This window comes from Nocardioides sp. CCNWLW216, from assembly GCF_037120545.1.
Lineage (GTDB): Bacteria > Actinomycetota > Actinomycetes > Propionibacteriales > Nocardioidaceae > Nocardioides > Nocardioides lianchengensis.
Genome location: NZ_JBBBBJ010000002.1, coordinates 274968 through 288088, shown reverse-complemented (window position 1 = coordinate 288088; position 13121 = coordinate 274968). Strand labels below are relative to the sequence as shown.

At 72.9% G+C, this 13121-nt stretch carries 12 protein-coding genes; 4 read left to right on the top strand and 8 right to left on the bottom strand.

Going from position 1 to position 13121, the window contains the following annotated elements:
* The first annotated feature begins 119 nt into the window (after positions 1-119).
* The 4 genes from V7S47_RS05805 to V7S47_RS05790 are packed head-to-tail and all read left to right on the top strand — an operon-like array spanning position 120 to position 3716.
* Positions 120-1250 carry an ABC transporter substrate-binding protein gene (locus V7S47_RS05805; RefSeq protein WP_336560673.1) on the top strand — a complete coding sequence of 377 codons (1131 nt, stop codon included), beginning with the start codon at positions 120-122 and terminating at the stop codon, positions 1248-1250.
* A gap of 26 nt (positions 1251-1276) precedes the next feature.
* Positions 1277-2098: an ABC transporter ATP-binding protein gene (locus V7S47_RS05800; protein ID WP_336560672.1), complete on the top strand. Its 822-nt coding sequence runs from the start codon at positions 1277-1279 to the stop codon at positions 2096-2098.
* Positions 2095-2901, top strand: a complete 807-nt coding sequence (locus tag V7S47_RS05795) for an ABC transporter permease (RefSeq protein ID WP_244509428.1) — start codon at positions 2095-2097, stop codon at positions 2899-2901. Before V7S47_RS05800 ends, V7S47_RS05795 begins: the two co-directional genes overlap by 4 nt.
* Entirely contained in the window at positions 2901-3716 is an 816-nt protein-coding gene (locus V7S47_RS05790; protein ID WP_090857997.1) for an ABC transporter permease, read from the top strand. Before V7S47_RS05795 ends, V7S47_RS05790 begins: the two co-directional genes overlap by 1 nt.
* A gap of 101 nt (positions 3717-3817) precedes the next feature.
* On the opposite strand, the gene V7S47_RS05785 is transcribed toward V7S47_RS05790, so the two are convergent.
* Genes V7S47_RS05785 through pucL form a run of 8 tightly spaced genes read right to left on the bottom strand, consistent with a single transcriptional unit; the run spans position 3818 to position 13121 of the window.
* Complete coding sequence (locus V7S47_RS05785) at positions 3818-4285, bottom strand: nucleoside deaminase (RefSeq protein ID WP_336560671.1); 468 nt, start codon at positions 4283-4285, stop codon at positions 3818-3820.
* Positions 4278-6899: a molybdopterin-dependent oxidoreductase gene (locus V7S47_RS05780; protein ID WP_336560670.1), complete on the bottom strand. Its 2622-nt coding sequence runs from the start codon at positions 6897-6899 to the stop codon at positions 4278-4280. The genes V7S47_RS05785 and V7S47_RS05780 overlap by 8 nt, the downstream gene beginning before the upstream one ends.
* Positions 6896-7660, bottom strand: coding sequence for an FAD binding domain-containing protein (locus V7S47_RS05775; RefSeq protein WP_336560669.1), 765 nt, complete (start codon positions 7658-7660; stop codon positions 6896-6898). The genes V7S47_RS05780 and V7S47_RS05775 overlap by 4 nt, the downstream gene beginning before the upstream one ends.
* Positions 7660-8472: a MurR/RpiR family transcriptional regulator gene (locus V7S47_RS05770; protein WP_336560668.1), complete on the bottom strand. Its 813-nt coding sequence runs from the start codon at positions 8470-8472 to the stop codon at positions 7660-7662. Before V7S47_RS05770 ends, V7S47_RS05775 begins: the two co-directional genes overlap by 1 nt.
* Positions 8469-9701: an allantoate amidohydrolase gene (locus tag V7S47_RS05765; protein WP_336560667.1), complete on the bottom strand. Its 1233-nt coding sequence runs from the start codon at positions 9699-9701 to the stop codon at positions 8469-8471. The genes V7S47_RS05770 and V7S47_RS05765 overlap by 4 nt, the downstream gene beginning before the upstream one ends.
* Complete coding sequence (locus tag V7S47_RS05760; protein WP_336560666.1) at positions 9698-10915, bottom strand: pyridoxal-phosphate-dependent aminotransferase family protein; 1218 nt, start codon at positions 10913-10915, stop codon at positions 9698-9700. Before V7S47_RS05760 ends, V7S47_RS05765 begins: the two co-directional genes overlap by 4 nt.
* Positions 10912-12246, bottom strand: coding sequence for an allantoinase AllB (gene allB / locus V7S47_RS05755; protein ID WP_336560665.1), 1335 nt, complete (start codon positions 12244-12246; stop codon positions 10912-10914). The genes V7S47_RS05760 and allB overlap by 4 nt, the downstream gene beginning before the upstream one ends.
* Positions 12243-13121 (bottom strand): factor-independent urate hydroxylase, encoded by an 879-nt coding sequence (gene pucL, locus V7S47_RS05750; RefSeq protein ID WP_336560664.1) that lies wholly within the window; start codon positions 13119-13121, stop codon positions 12243-12245. Before pucL ends, allB begins: the two co-directional genes overlap by 4 nt.

The window sequence follows — 13121 nt, the reverse complement described above, 5'->3', positions numbered from 1 at the left end:
TCGCAGCCGCGTGCGGCAACATCGTTACACCGGTGAAACGAACGTGTCAGAACACGAAACGCAGCCTGGCTAGCGTGCGGCGCACCCGAGAAACGCTCTCCTGGGAGGGACCCCAAGAAATGGCAGCACTTCCGCGCGCCCGCCGCCTGTCGGCCCGGCGCTCCACCATCGCCGCGAGCGCCGTGTCGCTCGTCGCGGTCCTCGCCCTCGCCGGCTGCGGCAGCGACGACTCCTCCTCCACCGACGCCGGTGGCGACGGCGGCGGCGACGCGTCGTACGGCGAGATCGACGTGCAGTACTCCTGGATCAAGAACGAGGAGTTCAGCGGCGAGTTCTACGCCTACGAGAACGGCTACTACGACGAGGCCGGCTTCGACGCGGTGAACGGGATCTCGGGCCCCGACACCGGCGTCGCCAAGCTGCTGAGCGGCACCGTCGACGTGGCGATCAACGACGCCGCCTCGGTCGGCGCCGCGATCGCCGAGGAGGAGGCGCCGCTGAAGATCGTCGGCGCGACCTTCCAGAAGAACCCCTTCACCATCCTGTCGCTGAAGGACGGCGCCGACATCGCGACGCCGCAGGACCTGGTCGGCAAGAAGATCGGGGTGCAGGACTCCAACGCCAACGTCTTCCGCGCCATCCTGGCCGCCAACGACATCGACGAGAAGGACGTCGAGGTCGTGCCGGTCGACTTCGACCCGACGCCGCTGATGAACAAGGACGTCGACGGCTTCATGGCCTACCTCACCAACGAGGCGCTGACCGTGGAGCTGGCCGGCTACGAGATCACCAACCTGCCGTACGCCGAGAACGGCGTCCCGTACGTCGCCGAGACGTTCACGGTCACCGACCAGACCCTGGCCGAGGACCGCGACAAGGTGAAGGCGTTCCTCACGGCCGAGATCAAGGGCTGGAGCGACGTCTTCCAGCAGCCGACCGACGCGACGGTCGACCTGATCACGAAGTACTACAACGAGGCCGCCTCCGACAACGCCGAGGGCCTCGAGTCGGTCTTCGGTGCGCTCGACCCGAAGAAGACCGGCATGGGCCTGGAGGCCTCGAAGCTGCTGATCTCCACGCCGGACACCGAGGCCAACGGCCTGTTCACCATCACCGACGAGCTGCAGTCGCAGACCGTCGAGTCGCTGGCCGCGGCCGGCTGGGACGTCTCGGTCGAGGACCTGTTCGACACCTCGCTCATCGACGAGATCTACGAGGAGAACCCCGACCTCAAGGCCTACCAGGGCTGAGGTCGGGTCCTCGACCCGTCGTACACATGACGACTGAGCAGAACCTGGATGCCGGTGCCCGGCTGGGCACCGGCATCCAGATCAAGGGACTGACCAAGACGTTCAAGGGCAGTGGCGGCAAGCCCGTCACCGCCCTCCAGGACGCCCACCTGCACACCGACCAGGGCTCCTTCCTGGCGTTGCTGGGCCCGTCGGGCTGCGGCAAGTCGACGATCCTGCGGATCCTCGCGGGGCTGGAGTCGCCCACCAGCGGCGAGGCCATCGTCGACGGCAAGACGCCGCGCGAGCTGCGCCGCGACAGCGAGCTCGGCATCGCCTTCCAGGACCACGCCCTGCTGCCGTGGCGCAGCGTGGTGAAGAACATCCAGCTGCCCTTCGAGGTCGCCGGCCGCAAGGTCGACAAGGCGTACGTCGAGGAGCTGATCGCCCTGGTCGGGCTGACCGGCTTCGAGAAGGCCAAGCCGGCCCAGCTCTCGGGCGGCATGCGCCAGCGGGTGTCCATCGCCCGCGCGCTGGCGCTCAAGCCGTCGGTGCTGCTGCTCGACGAGCCGTTCGGTGCGCTCGACGACATGACCCGCCAGAACCTCAACCTGGAGCTGCTGCGGATCTGGACCGAGAAGCCGGCGACCACCCTGCTGGTCACGCACGGCATCAACGAGGCGATCTTCCTCTCCGACCAGGTGGCGGTCATGAGCCCGCGGCCCGGCCGGATCAAGGAGATCATCGAGGTCGACCTTCCGCGCCCGCGGACGCCCGACATGATGCGCACGCCGGAGTTCCACGCGCTCGCCGACCGGGCCTCGGAGCTGCTCTTCGGCGCCGACGGGCGCGCGGCGGCCGAGTCGTGATCGCCCAGGGCCGCATCCCCGGCTGGCTCGCCGGCATCATCGGCGGTGTCGGGATCGTGCTGGCCTGGTGGCTGTTCTCCGTGGTCGCCTTCCGTCCCGACGAGGGCACCAGCTTCACGCCGGTGCCCTCCCCGTGGGCGGTGTTCCATCGGCTCTTCGAGGACGGCCTCGGCGCCTACTGGCCGGCCTTCGAGGTCACCCTCACCGAGGCCGGGTACGGCTTCGTGTGGGGCAACGGCCTGGCCCTGCTGCTCGCCAGCACCGTGCTGCTGGTCCCGCGGCTGGAGCCGGTCATCGTCCAGGTCGCGGTGGTGAGCTACTGCCTGCCGATGGTCGCCGTCGGCGGCATCGCGATCGTCGCCGTCGGCGGCGCCGACCAGCCGGGGGATCCGTCCAAGACGGCCATCCTGCTCGCGGCGCTGGCGGTCTTCTTCACGACTGTCGTCGGCGCGCTGCTCGGCTTCCGGGCGGCCGACCGGGCCAGCCTCGACGTTGTCAGCGTGTACGGCGGGGGCCGGCTGACCCAGCTGCGCAAGGTGCGGCTGGTCGCGGCGCTGCCCGCGATCCTGAACGCGCTGCAGGTCGCCGTACCCACGGCGTTCCTGGGGGCCGTCCTCGGCGAGTACATGGGTGCCACCGACCGCAGCGTCGGCATCCTGCTGATCCGGCTGCAGGGCAACCTCGACTCCGAGCGGGTCTGGGTGGTCTTCCTGCTCTGCGCCCTGATCGCCCTGGTGGGCTACGGCCTCGTCGGCCTGCTCGCCCGCTTCGTCACGCCCTGGGTGTCCGGGAGGGAGAGCTGATGCACCCGTTCGCGAAGGCCGTCGGCCGCGCGCTGTTCAACGCCGTGCTGACCGTGGCCGTGGTGCTGCTCCTGTGGCAGGCCGTGCTCAGCTTCTCCGGCATCACCGAGTACGTCGCCAAGGGGCCCACCGACGTCTGGAACCACCTCTTCGTCGACGAGGAGGGCGCGCGCAGCACGGCCGCCGAGCACCGCGAGGTCCTGTTCGGGCTCGCGGGCAAGTCGCTGAAGGACGCCGCCCTCGGCTTCGTCGTCGGCATGGTCGTCGCCACCGTGCTGGCCATGGCCTTCACCGTCTCGCGGACCGTGTCGGCCGGCGTGATGCCCCTGGCCCTGCTGCTGCGCAGCATCCCGCTGGTCTCGATCGCGCCGGTCATCATCCTGATCACCGGCCGCGGCACCGCGGCCTCGGTGGCGGTGATCGGCAGCATCGTGGTGCTCTTCCCCGCCCTGGCCTCGGTGCTCTTCGGGCTCAGCCGCGCCAGCAAGGAGAGCCTCGACCTGGTCAAGGTGTACGGCGGCGGCAACTGGTCGGCCCTGACCAAGGTGGCCATCCCCGGCGCCCTGCCCTCGCTCTTCGCGGCGGCGCGGGTCTCCGTGCCCGGCGCGGTCACCGGCGCCCTGCTCGCGGAGTGGCTCTCGACCGGCAAGGGCATCGGCGGCAACATCACGAAGTTCAACGCCGCCGCCCAGTTCGACAACCTCTGGGCCGCGGTCGCGATCATCACCTTCGTGACCCTCGCGCTCTACAACGTCGTCCAGCTCGTCGAGAACATCGTCCTGGCGAGAATGGGCATGTCCCAGAGCACCGCCTAGCCCCCCGCAACGCCGAGTCAGCGGCAATGGTGGGCCGAGTCAGCACTACTTGTGCTGGCTCGGCCCACCATTGCTGCTGACTCGGCGCTCGGTTGGGGGGGTCAGTAGTGGGTGCGGGTGGTGTTGTCGAGCCAGGCCCGGAAGGGGCTGAAGGCGGCGGGGACGGGTACGGCGTCCACCGGGGTGGGCCAGGTGGCGCGGTCGCGGGCGAAGAGCTCGTAGAACTCGCGGTCGTCGAAGCCGCCGCGGGCGGCGTCGTGGCGGTCGGCGGCGTACACGACGCGGTCGACCCGGGCCCACAGGGACGCGGAGACGCAGAGCGGGCACGGCTCGCACGAGGTGTAGAGCGTGCAGCCGGCCAGCGAGAAGTCGCGGAGCTCGGCGCAGGCGGCGCGGATCGCGTTCACCTCGGCGTGCGCGGTCGGGTCGAGGTCGCGGGTGACCCGGTTCTGGCCGGTGGCCAGCACCGTCCCCTCCCGTACGACGAGCGCGCCGAACGGCCCGCCGCCCGCCTCGACGTTGGCGACGGCCAGCGCGACCGCCTGCTCCAGCCACACCTGGTCAGTCATGGGGGTTCCTCTCCTGCAGCATCCGCCAGACCCGGTCTCGGGTCATCGGCAGCTCGTGGGGTCGTACGCCGGTGGCGTCCCGGACGGCGTTGGCCAGGGCCGGTGCGACGGGGTTGTACGGCGCCTCGCTCATCGACTTGGCCCCGCGTGGGCCCAGGTCGTCGTACGTGTCGGCGAACAGCACGCGGGTCGGGGGCAGGTCGCCCATCTGCGGAACCCGGTAGTCGCGGAAGGTCCGGGTCGTCACCGCGCCGTCGACCAGGCGGACCTCCTCCTGGAGCGAGGTGCCGATCGCCTGCGCGACCCCGCCCTCGACCTGGCCACGCAGCTGCTCGGGATTCATCACGACGCCGGCGTCGGCGGCGTGCACCGAGGCGAGCAGCCGGACCTCGCCGGTCGGCGGGTGCACCGCGACCCGGAAGCCGTGCACGTTGAAGGCGACCGAGCGGGGCGTCCCGTGGTGTTCGCCGTGGGCGACCAGCGGCTCGGTGAGCGGTGCTCCCTCGCGGGCGGCGAGGAGGGAGCGGAGCTCCCGGGCCGCGGCCACGACAGCGCTCCCGGCGACCACGGTGCCGGTCGAGCCGTAGGCCCCGGTGTCGTACGACGTCGCGTCGGTGTCGGACCCGCGCAGCCGGACGAGGGACACGGGGACGCCGAGCTCCTCGGCGACCAGCTGCACGTGCACCGTCGCCGAGCCGTTGCCGAACTCGGCCGAGCCGACGCCGACGGTGACCGTCCCGTCGAGCTCCGCGGTGACCGTGGCCGTCGCGTGGTGGCCGCGCGGCGGGATGGTGGCGATCATCGCGGCGGCCAGTCCGCTGCCGACCTGCCACTCCGGGCCGGGAACGGGGGTGCGGTCCTCCTCCAGCGCGGCCGAGACCAGGTCCAGGCACTCCGGCAGCCCGTACGACGACTCCGTCAGCATCAGGTCGTCGTCGGGCGGACCGTTGACCACGAACCCGTCCCCGGGCCGTACGGCGTTGCGCCTCCGGACCTCGGCGGCCGAGATCCCGAGCTCGCGTGCCAGGTCGTCCAGCGCCGACTCGATCCCGAAGATCACCTGCCCCAGCCCGTAGCCGCGGAACGCGCCCGCGGGAACGGTGTGGGTGTAGACCGCCTCCGCGTCGACCCGCTTGTTGGGGCAGCGGTAGAGCGCGACCGACTCGTGGCAGCCGTGGAAGAGCACCCCGGCGGCATGGTTGCCGTAGGCCCCGGTGTCGCTGAGCACGTCGAGCCGCAGCGCGGTCAGCACGCCGTCCGCGTCGGCCCCGAGGTCGACCTCCACCCGCATCGGGTGTCGGCTGGGCACCAGCGTGAACTGTTCCTCGCGGGTCAGCTCCAGCTGCACGGGACGGCGTACCCCCGCGGCGGCGAGCCGGAGCACGGCCAGCCCGACGACGTCCTCGACCAGCATCTCCTGCTTGCCCCCGAACCCGCCGCCGACCCGGGCGGCCAGCACCCGCACCTGCGCGCGCTCGAGGCCGAGCACGTGGGCCAGCTCGTCGCGGACCAGGAACGGCACCTGCGTGCTCGTGCGTACGACGAGCCGCCCGGCGTCGTCGACCCAGCCGCGGGCGCCGTGGGTCTCGAGCGCCGCGTGGGTGACCCGCGAGGTGCGCCAGGTGCCCGAGACCCGGACCGCGGCCGCGGCCAGCCCGGCGGACACGTCGCCGACCTCGCCGTGGGTCTGGGCGACCACGTTGCGCATCGGCTCGGAGATCCGGCTGCGCATCGTGGATTTCTCGCCGTGCACCAGCGGCGCGCCCGGCGTCCGGGCTTCCTCCGGGTCGAGCACGGCGGGCAGCACGGCGTACTCCACCCGGATCAGGGCGAGGGCCTCCTCGGCGAGGGCGACCGAGTCGGCCACCACGGCGGCGACCCGCTGGCCCTTGAACCGGACCACGTCGTCGAGCAGCCGGGTGTCGTCGGGGTCGTCGAGCCGGCTGTCGTGGCGGCCGGAGGAGTAGAGGACGTCGGGGGCGTCGAGATGGGTCAGCACCAGGTGGACGCCCGGCAGCGCCGCGGCCGCGGCCGTGTCGATCGCGGTGATCCGGGCGTGCGAGTGCGGGCTGGCCAGCAGCTTCACGTGCAGGACGTCGGTCCCCGGGAGGTCGAGCGTGTACGGCTCGCGGCCCGACACGATCCGCGGGCCCGCGGGGGCGCCGACCGACGCGCCGACCGCGCCGGGGGCGACGTTCGACCGGCCGGCGAGGGCGTCGCGGATCGACCGGTAGCCGGTGCAGCGGCACAGGTTGCCCTTGAACGTCCGCTCGGGGTCCTCGGCCTCCGGTCCGACGGCGGCGGCGGTGACGACGTACCCGGCGGTGCAGAAGCCGCACTGGAAGCCGCACGCCGCGACGAAGGCCTGCTGCACAGGGGAGAGGTCGTCGGGGCTCCCCAGCCCGGCGGCGGTCGTGACCGCCGAGTCGACCGCACGAGCCGCCGGGACGATGCACGAGTGCACCGGCTCGCCGTCGAGCAGCACGGAACAGGCCCCGCAGTCGCCGGAGTCGCAGCCCTTCTTGACCGCCAGCGCGCCCTGCTCGCGCAGGAAGGTGCGCAGGCACTGGCCGGGCGCGGGCGTCGCGTCGACCGGCCGGTCGTCGATCCTCATCTGCCCAGCTCCGAGACGACCTCGCGGGCGAGCAGGCCCGTGACCGCGGCGCGCCAGTCGGCCGCGCCGTGCGCGTCGTCGTACCAGCAGTCGACGGCGGCCAGTCCCGCGTCGAGGTCGTCCGCGTCGAGCACCACCGGACGCGTGGTCGAGGCGGTGACGGTGACCGTGCGTCCGCTGCCGACCACGACGACCGCGGACCGGCCGAGCGGCGACAACGACGTACGGCGGAACGCGGCCGGTGCGGTCAGCGACGTGGGCGGTACGTCGATCGCCCGTAGCACCTCGCCGGGCCGCAGCGAGGTGACCCGCACGTCGCGCACGAACGTGGCGACCGGCTCGCGCCGCTCGCCGCCGTCGGGGGTCCACACGACCGCCTCGGCGCCGAGGCCCGCGAGCAGCGAGGTCATCGCCCCGGCCGGGAGGGCCAGGCAGACGTTGCCGCCGACGGTGGCGGTGCGCTGCACCTTGAAGGACATCAGCAGCCCGTCGGCCGCCTGCCGGGCGAGCTCGGCGAGGGGGCCCCACGGGCCGCCGACCAGCTGCTCGATCGTGCAGGTGGCGGCGATCCGCAGGGTGCCGTCGGGCAGGGGCTCGAACGGCGCCCAGCCGAGCGTGGTCAGGTCGACCAGGCCGGTGGTCCCGGGCTGCGGCTCGGAGAACAGCCAGGTCCCGCCCCCGACGACGACCTCGCCGCCCGAGAGGGTGAGGTCGTCGCGGGAGCGGGCGGGGCGGAAGGACCGGACGGTGCCGAGGTCCATCACTCCACCTCCATCAGCCGCTCGTAGGTGCGGCTGATGGCGGAGACCCGCTCCCGGGCCGGGCGGCCGGTGTGGGAGAGCACCCCGTCGGCGAGCGCCCCGACCAGGCTCATCGCGGCGGCGTAGCTGTCGAAGGCCAGCGCCCCCTGGACCGGGCACTCGAGCCACACCGTCGCGGGCGTCGCGTGCGGCCGGGCGGTCGGGTCCGCGAGCAGCACCAGCGCCGCGCCGGTGCCGGCGGCCTCGGCCAGGAACGCGCCGAACCCGCGCGGTCGGCGCCGGAAGCCCACGACCACCACCACGTCACCCGGCCCCAGGTCGGCCAGCTCCTCGCCGACCACCTGCCCCGGCAGCGGGGCCAGCCGCACGTCGCCGCGCGCCTGGGCGAGCTGCTGGCGCAGGTGCAGCGCCACCGGGTGGCTGTTGCGCCACCCCACCACCGTGACCCGCCGGGCGCCGGCGACCAGGGCCACGGCCTCGGTCAGCCGGGGCTGCTGCAGCGCGCGCAGGATCGCCTCGGCCTCCTGGGCGGCGTGGGCGGCCAGGTCGGGAGCGCCGTCGACACGGTGCGGCTCACCGGCGGTGCGCAGCGCCCGGAGGTGCTCGCGGACCTCGTCGAAGTCGGCGTACCCGAGGTGCCGGAAGAGCCGGCTCATGGTGGCCTTCGAGACGCCGGCCAGGGTGGCCAGCTCGGCCGCGCGGTAGGTCGCCAGGTCGTCGAGGTGCTCGAGCAGGGTGGCGGCCGCCTTGCGCTCCTGCGGGGAGAGCGCGGCGTGGTGCTCGGCGATCCGCTCGTCGATGCGCAGGCTCACCGCGCGACCCCCACCGTCGCGGCCACCTCGAGCACCGCTGCCTCGAACGCGTCCAGGCCGCGCGCGACGTCGACCTCGCGCACGTCCTCGCCGGGGTGGTGGCTGATCCCGTCGAAGCAGCGCACGAAGAGCATCCCGATGTCGGCGACGGCCGCGACCGCCATCGCGTCGTGGCCGGCCCGGCTCCACAGCCCCATCGGGGCGGCGTCGCCGGTGGTGGCGATGCCGGAGACCACCGCTCGCTGGAGCCAGGCGGCGCACGGCGCAGCCGGCGCGGTGTGGGTCTCCACGACCTCCAGGCGGAGCCCGCGGTCGGCGCACAGCCGCTCCATCTCGGCGTGCATCGCCGTCCACATCGCGTCGCGCTCGGTGTCGGTCGCGGCCCGCAGGTCGAGGGTCAGGTCGGCGCGGCCCGGGATCACGTTGACCGCACCCGGCCGGACGTGCAGCCGACCGACGGTGGCGATGCACTCGCTGGCCCGCGCCATCCGCTCGACGGCGGTGACGATCTCGCTCGCGCCGACCAACGCGTCCTTGCGCCGGTGGTACGGCGTGCCGCCCGCGTGCCGGGCCTCGCCCAGCACCGAGATCGCGAAGCGGCGCGCGCCGGCGATCGTCGTCACGTAGCCCAGGCTCGCGTCGGCCGCCTCCAGGTAGGGGCCCTGCTCGATGTGGGCCTCCAGGTAGCCGACCAGCTCCTCGGGCCGGCGGGCCGCCTCGCCGATCCGGCGCGGGTCGAGCCCGAAGTCGAGGAACGCCTGGTGCAGCGTCACGCCGTTCTTGTCCCGCAGCGCCCACCAGTCCTCGTCCCAGGTGCCGGCGAGCGCCTGGCTCCCGAGCAGCGCCTTCCCGAACCGGGTGCCCTCCTCGTCGCTGAAGCCGACGATCTCCAGAGCGAACGGCAGGGCGGCGTCGCGGAGCCGCTCGGCGACGGCCACGGCCATCACCACGCCGAGCATCCCGTCGTACGACCCGGCGTCGGGGACGGTGTCGAGGTGGGAGCCGAGCAGCAGCGCCTTCAAGCCGGGCTCGGTGCCCTCGCGGCGCCCGCAGACGTTGCCGGCGGCGTCGGTCCAGGTGCGCAGCCCGGCCTCCTCCATCCAACGGGCGACGACGGCGTTGGCGCCGGCGTGCTCCGTCGAGAGGTGTACCCGCTCGAGTCCGGTCCGCATCGACGAGAACCGGTCCAGCTCGGTGCAGCGGTCCAGGACGACCCGTGCGGTGGTCACGAGGAGTACACCTCCTGCGCGGCCCCCACGCCGCCTCCGGCGCTCAGGGGTACGCCGGCGCCGCGCAGCACCTGCTCGAGCGCCGCCAGCGTCACCAGCACGGCGTCCTTCCGGGCGTTGTGGCCCATGGTGCCGATCCGCCAGACCTTGCCGTGCAGCGGGCCGAACGAGGTGCCGATCTCGATGCCGAAGTCGGTCAGCAGCGCCGACCGTGCGGCGTCCCCGTCGACCCCCGCGGGGATCTCGACGGCCACGACGTTGTGCATCTTGTGCGCCACGTCGCCGAAGACGGTCAGCCCCAGCCCGCGGACGCCCTCCAGCATCGCCAGCCCGTGCCGGGCGTGCCGCTCGACGGCCGCGTCGAGGCCCTCCTCGACCAGCAGCCGGGCGCACTCGCGGGCGCCGTACAGCATGGTGGTGGCCTCGGTGTGGTGGTTGAGCCGTCGGGGGCCCCAGTAGTCCATGACCTGCGCGAGGTCGAGGTAGTTGGAGGCGATCCGTACGCCGGCCGCGTCCTCGTCGTCGTCCGAGCGGATGCCGGCCTCGACGTGCTTGCGTCCGTCGATCACGGCGACCGCCCGTGGGGAGAGGGTGATCGGCGCCGACCCCGACGGCCCGCCGAGGCACTTCTGCAGCCCGGCGGTGACGACGTCCAGGCCCCAGAGGTCGGTCTCGAAGGGATTGCCGCCCAGCGAGGCGGTGGCGTCGCAGTAGAGCAGCACGTCGTGCCGACGGCAGATCTCGCCGAGGTCCTCGAGCGGCTGGCACATGGTGGTCGAGGTGTCGCCCTGGACGACGGCGAGCACCTTCGGGCGGGTCGCGACGACCGCCTCCTCCACGGCCGACGGGTCGAACACCTCGCCCCACGGCACCTCGATCGTGTCCACCTCCGCGCCGCAGCGCTCGGCGATCTCGACCAGCAGGTGGCCGAACCGCCCGAAGACCGGCACCAGCACCCGGTCGCCGGGCTCGACCAGCGAGACCAGGGCGGCCTCGATGCCGGCACGTGAGGTGCCGTCGACCACGAAGGTCTGCTCGTTGGTGGTGCGGAAGACGTCGCGGTAGAGACCCATCGTCTCGGTCATGGTGTCGGTCATCCAGGGGTCGTACTGGCCGACCAGCTGCGCCGACATCGCGCGCAGCACGCGCGGGTCGGCATTGATCGGGCCCGGGCCCATCAGCAGCCGCGGGGGTGGGTTCACGGGAGAGGTCACGAGAGTCTCCTCAGCTGTCGGCCCCAGCCGTGGTCGGGGCGCTCGACGTCGATGGCATTGCCGCGGACGACCGACCGGGTGACCCGGCCGCCGTAGCGGAGCCCGTCATACGCCGAGATCGGGTTGCGGTGGGCGAGCCGGGTCGCCTCGATCCGGAAGTCGACGCCGGTGTCGTAGACGGCGAGGTCGGCGTCGGCGCCGACGGCGATCCGGCCCTTGCTGGTCAGGCCGACCTGGTCGGCGGTGTTGGTCGACATCCACCGGCTCACGCTGGATAGCGGGATGTTGCGGCGCCGGGCCTCGGCGGCGACGGCGCTGAACCCGACCTGGAGCCCGGAGACGCCGCCCCAGGCCTGCTGGAGGTCGCCGCCGCCCCTGTTCTTCTCCTCCGCCGTCGCGGGGGAGTGGTCGCTGACGACGGTGTCGATGACGCCGGCCCGCAGCGCCTGCCAGAGCTCCTCGCGATTGCCGCCGTCGCGGATCGGCGGGCAGCACTTGAACTGCGACGCCGCGTCCGGGATGGTCTCGGCCGCGAAGCAGAGGTAGTGCGGACAGGTCTCGACGGTCAGCCGCAGCCCCTCGGCCTTGGCGTCGGCGATCAGGTCGAGCGCGCGGGCGCTGGACAGGTGCAGGACGTGCACCCGGGCCCCGGTCTCGCGGGCGCCGTCGATGACCTGCTTGATCGCGGCCAGCTCGGCCTCGTGGGGCCGGGAGCGGACGAAGTCGGCGTACGCCCGGCTCGGCGCCGCGGGTGCCTCCTCCAGCACCCGGGCGTCCTCGGCGTGCACGATCATCAGCCCGTCGAAGCGGGCGACCTCGGTCAGCGCGGCGAGGAACTGGGCCGGGTCGAGCGGCGGGAACTCGTCGACCCCGCTCGGCGCGAGGAAGCACTTGAAGCCGAACACCCCGGCCTCCCACAGCGGCAGCAGGTCCGCCACGTTGCCGGGGACGGCGCCGCCCCAGAAGCCGACGTCGACCATCAGCTCGCCCAGCGCGGCCTGCTGCTTGACCCGCAGCCCCTCCATCGTGGTCGTCGGTGGGATCGAGTTGAGCGGCATGTCGATGAGCGTGGTCGCGCCGCCCAGCGCGGCGGCCTCCGTGGCCGAGACGAACCCCTCCCACTCGGTGCGGCCGGGCTCGTTGATGTGCACGTGGGTGTCGACGATCCCGGGGACGACGTACGCCGTGTCGGGCGCGTGCAGGACCATCCCGTCCACGTCGTGCTCGAACGGCTCGACCCCCGCGATCGTGCCGTGCCGGACGGTCACGGTGGCGGGCACGAACGTCCCGTCGACCAGGACCCGCCGGGCCCGGACGGCGTCGACCCTCACGGGGTCGCCTCGCGCAGCACGGTGGCCTGGATCAGCCCGTAGGGCCGGTCCGCGGCGAAGAACACCTCGCCCGGGTTGTCCAGCCCGAACGGCTCCAGGTCGACCAGGAAGTGGTGCTTGTTGGGGCAGGACAGGCTGACCTCCGCGACCTCGTCGTACCGCTCGAGGACGGCCTTTCCCATCTCGAAGACGGTCTGCTGCAGGGCCAGCGAGTGCACGGTCGCGAAGGTCGAGAGCAGGAGGTCGCGGATGCCGGCGTAGAGGGCGTCGTAGTCGTGGTCGGTCCCGGTGTAGCGCCAGGTCGCCGTGACGCTGGTGGCCATGATCCGGTCGGTGGTCTCCTGGAGCGTCGTGTAGCGGTCGCGCGGGAAGCCGTGGAACTCCGAGCCGGTGCTCTTCAGCACGGTGCAGTCCCTCAGCCCGCTGACCACGGTGGTCTCGTCGCCGGCGCGGGTGACCACCGTCGTCCGGGTCTCGCGGCCGGAGCGGACGAAGGAGTGGTCGTGACCCTGCCCGTCGACGGCGATCCGCTCCCACGCGAACAGCTCGGCCGACAGCTCGGAGCCGGTGACCCACTCGAAGCCGTCGACGAAGTGGTCGGTCAGGCGGAGCAGCAGGTCCTCGGGCGTGCCGACGCCGTGCTCGCGGGCGAAGGCGTAGACGGTGTTCTTCTGCGTGTCGGTCGCGACCACCCGGCTGTTGTCGCCCGCGGTGTGGCAGGCCTCGAAGTCGCCCCGGAGCTGGGTGGTGACGTTGAGGTCCTCGATCGCGTGGCGTCCCCCGTCGGCCGAGCCCGTCGAGGCCCGCGTCACCTTGACCACGCGGCACTCCGCCTTGCCGTACTGGTTGGCGCCCAGCACGATCCTGCCGGTCAT